Genomic DNA, 14,287 nt, shown 5'->3' with positions numbered 1-14,287 from the left:
GTCGAGATTCATCGCGCCACGGTCGTGCTGCGGCGCGTTTTTTTGCCACACTGATTGCGCGACGTTCTAGATGAACATGCCGCCAGAGGCTTCGATGCGTTGTGCGTTGATCCAGCCATTGCCTTCTGACAGCAGTCCGGCAATCACCGGTCCAATGTCGTCTGGCAGGCCCACACGACCAAGCGCGGTCTGCGCGGAAATCAGCGCGTTGAGCCCTGCGTTGTCGCGCACCACACCACCGCCGAAATCGGTCTCGATGGCGCCTGGTGCCACTACATTGACGGTGATGCCGCGCGGGCCCAGTTCCTTGGCCAGATAGCGGGTGAAGACCTCGATGCCGCCTTTCATCATCGCGTAGGCCGCATACCCCGGCAGCGCGAAGCGGGTCAATCCACTCGACAGATTGATGATGCGGCCACCATCTGCGATGACCGGCAGCAACGATTGGGTGAGGAAGAAAACGCCCTTGAGATGGGCTGCCATCAATTGATCGAACATGGCCTCCGTGCTTTGTTCGATTGGCGCTGCCAGACCGATACCTGCGTTATTCACCAGGAAATCGATGTAGCCGCGCGACCATGTTGTGGCCAAGCTTGCACGTAATTCCTTGACGAACGCGGGAAAGGAGCCGATCTCGGCGGTATCGAGTCGAAGCACCGCTGCCTTTCTGCCAAGCTGCTCCACTTCGCGCGCGACCTCACGCACGCTGTCTTCCTGCGACTTATAGGTCAGCACCAGATCGACCCCGTTGCGTGCAAGGGCCAGTGCAGTGCTACGGCCGAGTCCGCGGCCGCCGCCCGTGATCATTGCTAACTTGGTTGTATTTTCCGCCATTGTCTTTTCCTCGAGGCGTGCGCTGCCTTACCGCGTTGCCGCCATCTACCCTGGCCCTGGCAGTCATGCAGAGATGTTCACTAGAGGCCGGTCGCTGCGGCCGGTGAAAACCTGCATGCCTGGCCTGGGCGATGCATGCAGGTTCTCCAACCGAGCGCGCGCTTAGAACTTTGCGTCGCTCAGTGCTGCAAGAAACGCCATCGGATTCCAGTACTCGCGGTAATTGACCACCAGGCCATCCTTGAACGTCACCACCGTGGCATAACTCATTTCATAGGGGTTGCCGTTGGAGATGACCGTGCCGGACGCACTCCATTCGGCGATGGCCACGTTGGGATCGTCGGTGGCATGGATCTTCAGGCTCGGGATGGTCTTGACGTCGATCACGTTCGGGTAATTGCGCAGATACTCGTAGATAGCGGCGCGACCTACCAGTTTCCTGGATGACACATCGGGTGCGAACGGAAACTCAACGACCACGTTCTCGTCGCAGAGCTCGGACCAACCTTTCATATCCTTGGCGAGAAACGTGTCCAAGGTGCGTTGTAGAAGTTGGACAGCGGTGTGGGTGCCTGGCGTGTTCATGCGTTGCTCCGGTGGGTTGGTGGTGTGGTCAGGCTTTTGGCCAGATCCAGTTGGATGCGATACGTTCGGCCAGCATCATGGTTGGGAATGCGGTCGCGACCGAAGGCACGTCGGGCCAGATCGATGCATCGACAACACGCAATCCCTCAATCCCGCGGACGCGGCCATCGATGTCGACCACGGCAGTCGGGTCGCGCTCGCCTCCCATCGGCACAGTGGAGGTTGGATGTTGGTAGGTCGCCACGCTGGCGGGCAGGGTGGCATCCAGCGCGGCGCGATCGCTCACAGCTGCGCCCGGCGCGAGCTCGCCGCCGACCACATCTGCAAACGGCGTGTGCCGCGCGATTTCCCGGATCAATTGCACGCCGTCGATCAAGCGCTCCCGATCGCCCGCGTCGCTGAGGAAACCCAGATCGATGATCGGTGGCGCCTGCGGGTCGCGACTGGCGATGGTGACAGAGCCGACCGACCGCGGGCGCACCAGCGCCGCGAACAGCAGGAACATGGCGTTGTCGGATGACTGCCCATCGTCGGGCAGCGCTGCAGTGCTGATGTTGAGGTCGGCCTCATCCCCGACGGCATGCTGCGATCGCGTCCACAGCATGGCGCCGATGGGCGGATACGGCAGGCCGACGGCCTCCTTTTTAATCGACCACACGGTCGGAACCAGCAGGTGGTCCTGCAGGCGACGGCCCACCGGCAGATCGGCCACCACGTCGATGCCGAGGTTGCGCAGCGTGTCGGCAGGACCGATCCCCGAGCGCATCAGAATCGCCGGGCTGGCGTAGGTGCCTGCCGATAAAACGACTGTGTCAGCGCTGATCACCTCGCCATTGGCCAGACGCACTCCGGTGGCGCGCGTACCTTCCAGCACGACGGCATCGACCAGCACCTGGTCGCGGATGGTCAGGTTGGCGCGGGCACGCACCGCCTCGCTCAGCAGGGTCATGCCGGTCGTGAGCCGCACGCCCATGCGGGTGTTCATGACATAGGGACCGACGCCCAGTGGGTGCGCGGTCGCAAACCCGGCCGAGCGTTCATGGCCTGCAGCGACCGCGGAGGCAATGAAGGCGCGGTGCTGGTCTGACACTTCTTCGTCGCCGAGCTGATGCACGGGGAAGGGGCCGTCATGGCCAGTGCCACCGGTCCCGGAGGTACGCTCCAGCGACTGGTAGAACGGCTGTGTAGCGTCCCAGCTCAGTGCCGCCAGATCGTGTTCCCGGGCCCAGCGGTCGTGGTCTGATTTTGGTAACCGCATCGCCACTGCACCGTTGATCGCGGACGACCCTCCCAGCACCTTGCCGCGATTGAGTGGCATGCGCCTGCCGAGCAGGCCAGGCTCTGATTGAAAGCCCCAGTCGTGCTGTGGATCGCCGCCCACCAGATCCTGGCGCCGTACTGCGTCCGGATACGCGTTAGGTGCATAGGCCACGCCTGCCTCGATCAACAGCACGCGACGCGATGCATCGGCACTCAGACGGTTGGCCAATACTGCGCCGGCGGACCCGCCACCAACGATGATCAGGTCGTATGTAGCACCTGATGCATCGATGATGCCTGCCGCATTGGAATGGGGCTGCGGCAGATCCTTGCCGGTGCTTCCAGCGTCGTTGCGATCGATCATCGAGAGTGGCTTAAGAAGAGGTGGCGGCGATGCTGACACCTGGGTGTTACTGCCAACAAGCCTGTATTTTTCGATGCGATCCATCGTTTAATCCGTTGGATGGGCAAGTAAGCAAAAATCACATAAGGCGCCACCATGCTGGATGGTTTATCGCTCGATCAACTGAGAACTTTTATCGCCGCAGCCGAAGAGGGCAGTTTTTCATCCGCGGGCAGGCGCCTTCGACGTACCCAATCCGCCGTCTCCGAAACAATGAATAACCTCGAGACGCGTCTCGGCGTCCGCCTGTTCGATCGGCAGGGTCGATATCCCAGGCTGACCCCGGAAGGGAAGGTGTTGCTCTCGGATGCAAGGTCCATCATCGCAGGCGTCGAGAACCTGAAAGCCCGGGCGAAAGGGATATCCGGCGGCCTGGAGCCTGAACTCGTCGCAGTGATCGACGTCTTTTTCCCGATCACTGCCATGGCAGAAGCCGCGCACGAATTTCGTGTCCAGTTCCCAGACACGCCGCTGCGGTTATTTGTCGAGGCGCTTGGCGGCGCGATGCAGCCGGTGGTCGATGGCCGCGCCAGCTTCGGTGTTGTCGGGTCCTTGCAGATGTTGCCCAGTGGCCTGGAGTCGGAACAAATTGCCACGATCAACTTTGTCAGCGTGGCGGCCAGTCACCACCCGCTGGCCGCTTATGACGGGCCGATCCCGCGCGAGGAGCTCGCCAAGCATGTGCAACTGGTATTGACGGACCGCTCCAGCATCTCGGAAGGGCAGGAGTTCGGTGTGCTGTCTCCGCTGACCTGGCGGTTGGCGGATCTGTTTGCCAAGCATGCTTTTCTTCTCAGTGGTCTGGGGTGGGGCGGCATGCCGTTTCACGCGGTCTCCAACGACATCGCCGAAGGACGACTTGTTGTGCTTCCGATCGAGGCCACACCGGTCGGGGGATATCACATGCCCATCTCGGCGATCTACCGCCTCAGCGCGCCGCCGGGCCCTGCAGGCCGCTGGATGATTGAGCGTCTAAAGCATTGCACCAGGGGCCGGCAGGTCGCCACGGACCTCCCGGACTAGCGGGGCATTGGACGGTTGGTGCGTCGAATGGCGCCCAGACAGGCAGAGATCGAACAAAAAGATAGACACGCTCAAATATATGTATTAGTGTTTGTTACACACATTCACTAGATCCACTTCAACCCATGCCCACCAGCAGCCGTTTCGCCGTCGCCACCCATATCCTGACTGCGCTTGCAGTGGGCGATGGCACGCCGATGCGCTCGGAGGACCTGGCGTATTCGGCCAATACCGGTGCTGTGGTCATCCGTGGCCTGCTGTCGCGCCTCAGCGAGGCGGGGCTGACGCGTTCGCAACTTGGCGCCGGCGGTGGCGCGATGCTGGCCAAACCGGCCAAGCAGATCAAACTGCTCGATGTCTATGCGGCGGTGGAGGATACGGAGCTGTTTGCGGTGCATCGGACGCCGCCCTGCAAGAGTTGTGCGGTGGGCGGTAACATCCTGGCCGCGCTTGAACCGACATTGACCCGAGCTCGCAGAGCACTTGAAAGCGAACTCGGAAAAACCACCATCGCAGATGTGGCCACCGACGTCGCGCGGCTGGGAAAATTCTCGATCCCTCTGGTCTGGTAATTTTTTAGCTTAAATGTCGATAAGTCGACGACACATATATATTTCGGTAGATCACGTCGACATCAGAGCCGCCAGTGTTTTGGGGTGCTGGCAACCTCTCTCACTTTAGAACCCCTCAACTTCAATCACATCAACAGGAATAGATCATGAGCATCGGCATTATTGGTTCTGGCGCGCTTGGCGCCAACGTCGCACGTGCACTCGCCAAGAAAGGGATTGCAGCATCGATTTCAAACAGCCGTGGACCGGCTTCGCTCGCTGCGTTGGTCGATGAGCTTGGCCCTTCGATTACCGCAGTCACCGCTGCCGAAGCGGCGAGCGCCGACATCGTGATCGCCGCGGTACGCTGGGTCGATGCCGAGAAAGCCATGACTGGCCTGCCAGCGTGGAATGGGCGCATCGTGATCGATGGCACCAATCCGGTCGAGTTTATCGACCCGGCTTCTGCGGACGCCAACGATCCCAGCAATCCACTGGCGGCCTACGGCATCAAGGCCGTGGATCTGGCGGGCAAGCATTCGAGCGAGGTGTTCAAGCACCTCGTGCCAGGGGCGAGGGTTGTCAAAGCGTTCAATCACCTCGACGTCAACGTCCTGGCCGAACCTGAAGTAGCCGGCGGTAAGCGCGTGCTGTTCTATTCCGGGGACGACGCTGCGGCTAAGGCCGAGGTGCACGCGCTCATCGACGCGATGGGCTTTGCGCCGGTCGACCTCGGGTCGCTCGATGTGGGCGGGACGCTTGCATCGCTGCCTTTCGGCTCGCTCTCTGCCCAGAACTTCGTAAAGCTTTAACCACAAGGCGCCAGGTTGCGGGTGGATGGAACCTCTGTTCCATCCACCCGCACTGTTTTTGCAAACGATGAAGAGCGGCTAACACCACGTAGCGAGCAGTCGTCAGTGGGTGTGAACGGCGCGCTCCGAACCGGCGTGTACGCGTGGACTATGCCGCACCGAGCACCGAGCACCGAGCACCGGCCGCGCCCGCCTGGCGGTGAGTACAGTCGTTTTTTTAGCTGCGTTAAAGTCAAAGCGGGAATGCTCAAGCCTCTGGTCATTAGGCGCGCGTCTTGCCACGAAGGTGCGCGGTGCTGCGCTTCGCTCTTTCCAACACCTTAGCCAGCACTCGCTAATGGCGCAGTGCTGGCATGCGATGCCCCCAATGAGCGGCATCTCAGCGCACGAGTAACACCCTCTTGGCCAATTCCCCTCTATACGCGGCACGGATAGGAGGCGAATGATCGCTCCATATCGTGTGCGCTATGTCTTATGCGTACCGACTTGGCGTGTCCGCGCAGCGGCAGCCGCAACGATGACGGATCAACGCACGCATCCGCTCCACATCGGTGTAAAGGACGCTTGACACGCCGCAGATCTGCGCGCACTCTGCGTGTCAAGGGAACTTGACACAGGGGTGTGGGGTGAACAGCAGCGCAAACATGTCGCCGGTGCACGCATTGCCTTGCAGTGCTGTGATGCTCAAGGAATCTGCTTGCATTGCCATGCAATGCACAGCGATCTACGCACAGACGTCCACGACACCGGTGGGCGCACGATGAGCGCCAAGACAGTGGCGCTGCGTGTACTGCAGGTCTGCAGCGTTGTCCTGATTCTGCTGGGTGCCTTGCGGCGCTGGCTGCCATGGCAGGTGAGCGATTACGCCCAGGGGCTGCTGATCGGCGTCGGCCTGGGCGGCTTGCTGGTGGCGCTGATGCTGCACGTCTCGTGCGGCAGCTTTCGCGACAGTGCGCCGCCTGCGTTGGTCCGCCGGTATCACACGGAGCTTGCGCCGCCGATGCTGGCCTACGTCGTGGTCATGCTGTGCTGGCGGCATCTGCTGGCCAGTGTGGATGCCAACTGGATGCGTGTGCTGATTGCGCTGCTGCCTGCCTTGCTGCTGATGTTCGTGGTCCGTGCGGTGGCGCGTTTTGTACATGATTCGGATGAAATGCAACGCCGCATCGAGCTGGAATCGATCGCCATTGCCGCAGGTCTGGTGAGCCTGGCGTACATGACCGCCGGCTTCCTGCAATCGGCGCAGCTGATCGCGGTGCCGGCAGCGGCGGCGATGATCTGGGTGTTTCCGGTGCTGTGCATCACTTATGGCTTCACCAAGGCCATCAATGCACGCCGCTATCAATGAAGAGTCGGGTACGTGCATTGCGCGAAGCCAGCGGCTGGTCGCAAGGCGAGTTGGCCGAGCAGCTGGGCGTGTCGCGGCAAACCATCAATGCGCTGGAGACCGGCAAGTACGATCCCAGCCTGCCATTGGCGTTTCGCATCGCACGCTTGTTCGGCGAACCGATCGAGCACGTGTTTCTGTATGACGATGATCAGTAGTTGCGGTGGTCACAACCGACCGTCGGCAACGTCAGGGAATGGGCACTAGGAGAGGATGGACATGCTGAAGCAACTGAATGTGGCCGCCGCCATGCTGGCCGCGCTGCTGGCCGCAGGATGCCAACGCGCAGAGATGCCTGTTGCAGGTAAGGCCGGCGCATCCGGGCCGGGTAAAACGCAGCCGCGTGCTGCAAACACGCATCAAGATACTGCGGCTGGCAATCGCTATGGCAGCCTGCAATTTGCACCGTGCACGCTGAGTTCCGGCAGCGCGGCAGGCAATATCGAAGCGCAGTGTGCACAGCTGAAAGTGCCGGAAAACCCGGCTGCGCCACATGGGCGCATGCTCGACTTGAAGATCGCCTGGCTGGAAAGCAACGCCGGCGCGGGCAGCACGCCGGACCCGGTGTTCTTCATTGCCGGCGGCCCAGGCCAGTCGGCCACGCAGGTGGCTGCGATCGTGGACATGGGCTTGCGCGAGGTGCGCAAACAGCGCGATCTTTTTCTGGTCGATCAGCGCGGCACCGGTGGGTCGCATCCGCTGCAATGCCGCGATGGCGCCGGTAAGTCATTGGAGATGCCAGGTGGCGCCGCGGCCAGCGTGACACAGCTCACCGACTATGCGCGGCAGTGCGCGGACGGCTTGCGCAACGACGCCGACCCGCGCTACTTCACGACGACCGAGGCGATCGCCGATCTGGATGCGGTACGCGCGGCCTTGGGCGTGCAGCAGCTCAATCTGATCGGCGGCTCCTACGGCACCCGTGTGGCGCAGCAGTACGCGATGCATTACCCGCAGCACACCCGCAGCGTGGTGCTCGATGGCGTGGCGCCCAACGATCTGGTGATCGGCGGCGAATTTGCGCGCACCTTCGAAGATGCGATTGCGCTGCAGGCCAAGCAATGCGCGTCCACGCCGGCATGCGCCAAACGCTTCACGGTCGATACCCGCACCCAGCTGCGGCAGGTGGTCGAGCGTTTGCGCCAGGCGCCGGTGGCAGTGGACTACCGCGACCCGCGCACCGGCGCGCTGCGCCACGAACAGGTGACCGCCGATACGGTGGTGGGGCTGGCGTTTGGATTTTCGTATGCACCGGAAACCGCCTCCCTGCTGCCGCTGGTGCTGGACGAAGCCGCTGCAGGCCGCTATGCATCGTTGATGGCGTTGGCGCAGATGAGCGCGTCGGACATGTCCGATCAGATGAATCGCGCAATGCAATGGTCGGTGTTGTGCAGCGAGGATGCCGGGCGTTACCGCGCACCCACGGACAAGGACGCCACGCTGCTGGGCAATGAGGTGGCCGAGATGTTCTTCGCCCCGTGCAAGGTCTGGCCCGCCAAGCCGGCATCGGCCGATGCAGCCAAGCCGTTCACATCGACGCTGCCGGTGCTGCTGCTGTCGGGAGAACTCGATCCGGTGACACCGCCGCGCTACGCACAACGTGTGTTGCAGGGTCTGCCCAACGGCCGCCACATCATCGCGCCGGGGCAGGGGCATGGCGTGTTCCGGCTCGGCTGCATGCCCAAGGTGCTGAGCCAGTTTCTGCAGACCACCGACGCCAAGGCGCTGGATGCCAGCTGCGTGGCCAGCCTCAACAACGTGCCAGCGTTTACCTCGTTCAACGGATGGGAACCATGAGCCGCATCGACCACGCCACGGAGGCGTACGCATGATCGTCGTCGAGAATCTGCACAAATCGTTCAAGACCAAGACCGGGCTGGTCAATGCGGTCGATGGGGTCAGTTTCAGCGCCGCCGACGGCCAGATCACCGGCTTGCTCGGCCCCAATGGCGCCGGCAAGACCACTACCTTGCGCATGCTCTACACCTTGATGTCGCCGGACCAGGGGCGCGTCACCGTGGATGGCGTGGACGCCGCGCACGACCCGGTCACGGTACGCCGTGCGCTGGGCGTGTTGCCGGATGCGCGCGGCGTGTACAAGCGCTTGAGCGCACGCGAGAACATCGCCTATTTCGGCGAGCTACACGGCATGTCGCGCAGCCAGATCGCCGAGCGCACGCGTGTGTTGTCCAGCGCATTGGACATGGACGATATTCTCGACCGCCAGACCGAAGGCTTCAGCCAGGGCCAGCGCACCAAGACCGCGATTGCACGCGCGCTGGTGCACGACCCGCGCAACGTGATTCTGGACGAGCCCACCAATGGCCTGGATGTGATGACCACGCGCGCCATGCGTGGCTTCCTGCAGCAGCTGCGTGCGGAAGGGCGCTGCGTGATCTTTTCCAGTCACATCATGCAAGAGGTGGCGGCGCTGTGCGATCGCATTGTCATCATCGCCAAGGGCACGGTGGTGGCGTCCGGCAGCGCCGACGAACTGCGTGCCGCCACCGGTGAAGACAACCTGGAAGACGCCTTCGTCAAGTCGATCGGCTCGGAAGAAGGACTGCACGCATGAGCAAGCGCTCCCTGTTGGCCACGTGGTGGACGGTGCTACGCAAGGAACTGCGCGACATCGCGCGCGACCGCCGCACCCTGGCATTGGCGTTGCTGCTGTCGCCATTGCTGTATCCAATTTTGATCCTGGGCATGGGCGCCTTGAGCGAAAGCCGCGTACGCACGCAGATCGACAAGCCGCTGGACATCCCCACGCTCGGCCGCGAACACGCACCCAATCTGGTGCGGTTTCTCGCCGCACAGGGGCTCAACGCCGTGGATGCGCCAGCCGACCTGACGACGGCCATTCGCAACCAGGATGTGGACGTGGCGCTGCGCATCAGCGACAGCTATGCCGACGATTGGCGCGAAGGCCGTCCGGCGCTGGTGGAAATCATCAAGGACAGCACCCGCCGCGAGGCCGACGTGCCCAGCCTGCGCTTGCAGGCAGCATTGAGCGGCTACAGCCAGCAGGTCGGCGCATTGCGTCTATTGGCGCGTGGCATCGATGCGCAGGTGAGCCGTCCACTGGAAATCGCCGCGCAGGACTTGGCCACTGCCGAAGCCAAGCGCGGGCAGATGATGGCGATGCTGTTGCCGGTGCTGCTGGTGATCACCTCGTTCCTTGGGGGCGCGTCGTTGATTCTGGACGCCACTGCCGGCGAGCGTGAGCGGCAGTCGCTGGAACCGCTGCTGGCAACGCCCGCACCACGCAGTGCGATTGTCAGCGGCAAGATCGCCGCCGCCTGCGTGATCGGCATGGTGTCGTTGTTGCTCACCTTGCTGGCCTTCAAATTGAGCGCGCAGTTGTCCTCGTCCAATCTTGGGCGCCAGCTCAACGTGGGTTTCGTGCCGATGCTGCAGATGCTCTTCATCCTGGTGCCGATGCTGTTTGTCGGCACCTCGCTGCTGACCTATCTGGCCGCCGCGGCCAAAAGCATGAAGGAAGCGCAGGCGCACATGACCTGGTTGCTGCTGCTGCCGATGCTGCCCGGCTACGCATTGATGGCGTATCCGCTGAAGACGCAGCTATGGCATTTTGCGGTGCCGTTTTTGGCGCAGAACCAGATGTTGCTCAAGGTGATCCGCCACGAAACCATCAACGCGCAGACCTGGGCGGTGTATCTGCTGGCCGGCTTCGGCGTGGCTGGGCTGTTGTGGTATGCGGCGGTACGTCGCTATCACCAGGAGCGCTTGGCGATTTCGGGGTAAGTGGCTCGACAAGCGTGCAGTGGCAGCGATGGTCTGCGCGTCGTGCGTTTGGCTTAGAGCGGCGAGTACAACTACGGCGTCGCCGCCAGGCGGGCGCGGCCGTTGCCCGGAATCGGGACGGGCTAGTCGCACACTCCGGTTATGCGCGGGCCGTCCGCACCCATCTGACGGCTGTTCGTTACGGTTGTTAGTCGCTCTTGGTGCGTCGTGCGTAGCGAGTGGATGACGGCATGCGCATGATGGCGAACGACTGGCCGTTCGGTGGTCATGGTTGGTGGGGTTGCTGATCGGCTGGCCGCTGCGTGGATTTGGTGACACCGTACCCTCACCCCAACCCCTCTCCCGGCGGGAGAGGGGCATGCGCGGTCACGTGATCGGTGGCTTGCGATGGCAGGCGCGGCGTTTCTGATCGAGCCAAGCAGTTTCCTCTGTCATCGACAGGTGCTGCTTCGTTCTCACATTGAACGAAGCAGCTCCCTTCTCACACAGAGCCAAGCAGCTCTCATCTCACACAGCGCCAGGCAGCTCCCTTCTCCCGTCGAACGAAGCAGCTCCCTTCTCACACAAAGCCAAGCAGCTCCCTTCTCCCACCGGGAGAAGGTGGCGCGTAGCGCCGGATGAGGGTACGGCCAGCAAGCGCCAGTAACACTCTCGATGAGTGACGTCGCTGTCGCACATCCACGTACAGCCACGCATGCTCCACAACGCAAAAGCCCGCATCGCTGCGGGCTTTTGCGTTTCCAATAGTTGTTGCGTCAATCAGCAGCGGCGAAGTGCGGAAGCGCACGCCGGTTGCAGTCCTAGACGCCTTTGATCCCGGTGCGGGCGATCTCCGATCCCGCAACGTCCCGTGCCGATACCGGCGCGCTCCTAGTGCAGCGTGCCGGTATCGAGGGGCGTGGGATCCAGGGTGGCGTCGACAAGCAGCGACGCCCTCCCCATCAGTGCCTCAACCGCCCGGATTGAACGACAGCGTGCGGCGGGTGGTGACCGGTGCGGCAACCGGCTCGAAGCGCCAGCGCTTCACGGCGTTGAGCGCTTCGCGATCGAACACCCGCGGCGGGTTGGCGCGTAGCACGCGGGAGGCGGTGATCGAGCCATCGGTGCCCACGGTGAGCTCCACCAGCACTTCGCCGGAGGTGCCGGCGCGCAGCGCTTCGGGCGGGTAGCGCGGTGCCGGGGTGCTGATCGGACGCAGCGACTGTGCAGCAGGCGCTGCTGCTGCGGCGGCTGCCGGTGCCGGGCGTGGTGCGGCCGGGGCCGGGGCCTCCGCCTGACGACGGGCAGCGGCCTGGCGCTCGGCTTCGGCGGTCTGCTGGCGGGCGGCTTCCTGCTGGGCGGCAATCTGCTGGGCAGCGGCGGCTTCGCGGGTCTGCTGTTCGGCCAGACGCTTCTGCTCGGCGGCCTGCTTGGCCTTGTCCTCGACCAGCTTCTTGGCCTGCTCGGCATCCTGCTCGGAGCGGTTGGCGGCGGTCTTCATGCCCGTCTCCAGGCCCGACTTCAGACGCGGCAGTGCCGGTGCCTTGGGGTCGACCTTTTCGATCAGTGCGATCAGGCGCTGCGCCTCGGGAAACTCTTCGCGGCTGATGCCTTGTTCGGCGGCGATCAGCGTGTACGGCAGCAGGTCGGTCAGCGCGCTGTTGACGGTGGCGTCCTGCGGCTGCTTCTCACGCAGGGCCAGGTAGTACTCCACCGCGTTGTCGCCAACCGGGGCGTACATGCGGTTGTCCTGCAGCGCCTTGGTGGCCGATTCGCGCAACTGATCGGCGGCCATCGATTGCACCTGCGGCGACACCGCGGTGGCGGGCGTCGGTGCCGCAGCCGATGCTGCCGGCGTAGTGCCGGTGGCAGGCGCGGTGGTAGCGGCCTTGTCTTCCTGCTTGGAGCAGGCAGCCAGGCCAACCAGCAAAATGACCGGCGCGATCCGGCGTGCCATACGGCCCTGTGTCAGATCCAACATGCGTCCCCCTTACCCCGAGTGCGAAAGATAACGTTGCTACGGCGAGCGCCGCCCATTGTTCCCGCAATGAACGGCAATGCCGCAATCTAGCATTGCTGGGGCGGTGTAAGCCAAGGGTTGCCGCAGCCGGATGCGAAATTCATCCTGCCGGGGCCGCCAGCGCCGCATCGGACGGCGCGCGGGCGGCCGGGTTGGGCAGCGGCGGGGCCGGGCAGTGGTGACGCAGGAAGTCCGCATGCGTCGGCAACGTGGCCACGGTCGCGTCCACGCGCTGGCGGATGCTCTCCAGAAAATGGCGCAGCTCCGCATCGCCCATCAGGTCGGCGACCGGGTGGTGCTGCTGCGGGGTGATGCCCTGGCCCAGCATCACCTGCACCCAGGAGTTCTCTGCAAACAACTCGTTGCCCTGATGGAACACGCGCCCGCTCCGGCGGAACAGCTCCATGCGGTGGCGTAGCGAGTCGGGAATGTCCATCGCTGCGCAGTCGCGCCAGAACGGCGTGTCGCGGCGATCGGTGGCGTGGTAATGCAGGATCACGAAATCGCGGATATGCGCGATCTCATCGGCCGCCTGGCGGTTGTATTCGGCGATGTCGACCGCGTTGATCGTCTGCGGAAAGGTCTGCAGCAAACGGACGATGCCGCGCTGGATCAGATGGATATTGGTCGACTCGATCGGCTCCAGAAACCCGCTGGCCAGCCCCAAGGCGACGCAGTTCTTTTCCCACACGCGGTGGCGCTGATTGGGTGTGAAGCGCAGCGCCCGCGGTTCGGTGAGCGCACGTCCTTGCAGGTTGCGCTCCAGCACGGCCCGGGCGCTGTCCTGATCGGTATACCGGCTGGAATACACGATGCCGTTGCCCACGCGGTGCTGCAGCGGAATGCGCCACATCCAGCCCGATTGATCCGCGCGCGACCGCGTATAGGTCACCGGCGGGCCCACCGATTCGGTCTGCACCGCCAGCGCGCTGTCGGCAAACAACCAGCGCGACCAATCGTCGCTGCCCACGCCCAGCGTCTTGCCGATCAGCAACCCCGCAAAGCCGGTGCAATCGATGAACAGGTCGCCTTCCACGCGCGTGCCGTCCTGCAGCGTCAGCGCGGTGAGATAGCCGCTGTCCGGGTCGGTCTGCACCTCGCCGATGCGCCCTTCGATGCGCTGCACCCCAAAGCCTTCGCTGAAGCGGCGCAGGAAGCGCGCATACAGGCCCGCATCCAGGTGGTAGGCGTAATTCATGCCGCCGTTGGGCAGATGCGCAAAGCGGCCTTCCTGGGCGGCGCGCAATTCCAGGCAGTAGTCGCCGAAGTCGCGTGCCACACCGCGTTGGCGGCCCTTCAACCAGAAGTGGTGAAACCCCGCGCTCCAGTGATCGGTGCCGGTGTGGCCGAAAGAGTGGATGTAGTGCTTGTCCACATCGCGCCAATGCTCGAAGCCGATGCCGAGTTTGAAGGTGGCCTGGGTGGCGGCCATGAACGCGGCTTCGTCGATCTCCAGCAGCCGGTGGAAGGTGACCAGGCTGGGGATGGTGGCTTCGCCCACGCCTACCGTGCCGATCTCATCCGACTCCACCAGGGTGATCTGCAACTGCCGGCCCAGCAGCTTGGACAGTGCGGCGGCAGCCATCCAGCCGGCGGTGCCGCCACCGGCGATGACCACGCGCCGCACCGGGCGCTGCTGGGGGTCCAAGGGGGCGGTGTACGACATGC

At 63.5% G+C, this 14,287-nt stretch carries 13 protein-coding genes and 2 other RNA genes; 9 read left to right on the top strand and 6 right to left on the bottom strand.

The annotated features are described in order from the left end of the window. Positions 1–66: 66 nt before the first annotated feature. From ABQZ00_RS21015 to ABQZ00_RS21005, 3 genes are all read right to left on the bottom strand, one after another. Positions 67–834: an SDR family oxidoreductase gene (locus ABQZ00_RS21015; RefSeq protein ID WP_323538960.1), complete on the bottom strand. Its 768-nt coding sequence runs from the start codon at positions 832–834 to the stop codon at positions 67–69. Positions 835–996: 162 nt separating this feature from the next. Then, positions 997–1,419, bottom strand: coding sequence for a nuclear transport factor 2 family protein (locus ABQZ00_RS21010; RefSeq protein WP_115514197.1), 423 nt, complete (start codon positions 1,417–1,419; stop codon positions 997–999). Between the two features lie 28 nt (positions 1,420–1,447). Further along, entirely contained in the window at positions 1,448–3,043 is a 1,596-nt protein-coding gene (locus ABQZ00_RS21005) for a GMC family oxidoreductase (RefSeq protein WP_323538959.1), read from the bottom strand. A gap of 135 nt (positions 3,044–3,178) precedes the next feature. On the opposite strand from ABQZ00_RS21005, the gene ABQZ00_RS21000 reads away from it, so the two are divergent. The 3 genes from ABQZ00_RS21000 (at position 3,179) to ABQZ00_RS20990 (ending at position 5,468) form a co-directional block, all read left to right on the top strand. Further along, on the top strand, positions 3,179–4,105 hold the full coding sequence (locus tag ABQZ00_RS21000) for a LysR family transcriptional regulator (RefSeq protein ID WP_323538958.1): 927 nt from the start codon (positions 3,179–3,181) through the stop codon (positions 4,103–4,105). A gap of 125 nt (positions 4,106–4,230) precedes the next feature. Beyond that, the gene (locus ABQZ00_RS20995; protein WP_115529422.1) at positions 4,231–4,677 is read left to right on the top strand and encodes an Rrf2 family transcriptional regulator; all 447 of its coding nucleotides are present in this window, start codon (positions 4,231–4,233) and stop codon (positions 4,675–4,677) included. Between the two features lie 146 nt (positions 4,678–4,823). After that, positions 4,824–5,468 carry an NADPH-dependent F420 reductase gene (locus ABQZ00_RS20990; RefSeq protein ID WP_323538957.1) on the top strand — a complete coding sequence of 215 codons (645 nt, stop codon included), beginning with the start codon at positions 4,824–4,826 and terminating at the stop codon, positions 5,466–5,468. 76 nt (positions 5,469–5,544) lie between these two features. Here the strand turns inward: ABQZ00_RS20990 and ABQZ00_RS20985 are convergent. Next, positions 5,545–5,620: non-coding RNA, sX9 sRNA (locus ABQZ00_RS20985), on the bottom strand. Positions 5,621–6,228: 608 nt separating this feature from the next. On the opposite strand from ABQZ00_RS20985, the gene ABQZ00_RS20980 reads away from it, so the two are divergent. The 6 genes from ABQZ00_RS20980 to ABQZ00_RS20955 all read left to right on the top strand — a co-directional run bounded on the left by ABQZ00_RS20980 (position 6,229) and on the right by ABQZ00_RS20955 (position 10,813). Continuing rightward, a complete protein-coding gene (locus ABQZ00_RS20980) occupies positions 6,229–6,816 on the top strand; it encodes a hypothetical protein (RefSeq protein WP_115554863.1) in 588 nt (195 codons plus the stop codon). After that, a complete protein-coding gene (locus ABQZ00_RS20975) occupies positions 6,813–7,013 on the top strand; it encodes a helix-turn-helix transcriptional regulator (protein ID WP_055847119.1) in 201 nt (66 codons plus the stop codon). The genes ABQZ00_RS20980 and ABQZ00_RS20975 overlap by 4 nt, the downstream gene beginning before the upstream one ends. Before the next feature lie 55 nt (positions 7,014–7,068). Next, positions 7,069–8,652, top strand: a complete 1,584-nt coding sequence (locus ABQZ00_RS20970; protein ID WP_323538956.1) for an alpha/beta hydrolase — start codon at positions 7,069–7,071, stop codon at positions 8,650–8,652. A 31-nt stretch (positions 8,653–8,683) separates the two neighbouring features. Further along, positions 8,684–9,430, top strand: coding sequence for an ABC transporter ATP-binding protein (locus tag ABQZ00_RS20965; protein ID WP_055847124.1), 747 nt, complete (start codon positions 8,684–8,686; stop codon positions 9,428–9,430). Then, positions 9,427–10,620, top strand: a complete 1,194-nt coding sequence (locus tag ABQZ00_RS20960) for an ABC transporter permease (RefSeq protein WP_323538955.1) — start codon at positions 9,427–9,429, stop codon at positions 10,618–10,620. Before ABQZ00_RS20965 ends, ABQZ00_RS20960 begins: the two co-directional genes overlap by 4 nt. 117 nt (positions 10,621–10,737) lie before the next feature. Continuing rightward, positions 10,738–10,813: non-coding RNA, sX9 sRNA (locus tag ABQZ00_RS20955), on the top strand. A gap of 756 nt (positions 10,814–11,569) precedes the next feature. Here the strand turns inward: ABQZ00_RS20955 and ABQZ00_RS20950 are convergent. Together ABQZ00_RS20950 and ABQZ00_RS20945 are read right to left on the bottom strand one after the other, a co-directional pair. After that, positions 11,570–12,580 carry an energy transducer TonB gene (locus ABQZ00_RS20950; protein WP_055847130.1) on the bottom strand — a complete coding sequence of 337 codons (1,011 nt, stop codon included), beginning with the start codon at positions 12,578–12,580 and terminating at the stop codon, positions 11,570–11,572. Positions 12,581–12,719: 139 nt separating this feature from the next. Further along, complete coding sequence (locus tag ABQZ00_RS20945) at positions 12,720–14,285, bottom strand: tryptophan halogenase family protein (protein WP_323538954.1); 1,566 nt, start codon at positions 14,283–14,285, stop codon at positions 12,720–12,722. Between the last annotated feature and the right edge of the window lie 2 nt (positions 14,286–14,287).

It is taken from the genome of Xanthomonas sp. WHRI 10204, assembly GCF_040202875.1.
GTDB lineage: Bacteria > Pseudomonadota > Gammaproteobacteria > Xanthomonadales > Xanthomonadaceae > Xanthomonas.
The sequence above is the reverse complement of the archived record's forward strand: the minus strand, read 5'-3'. Positions and strand labels throughout refer to the sequence as shown.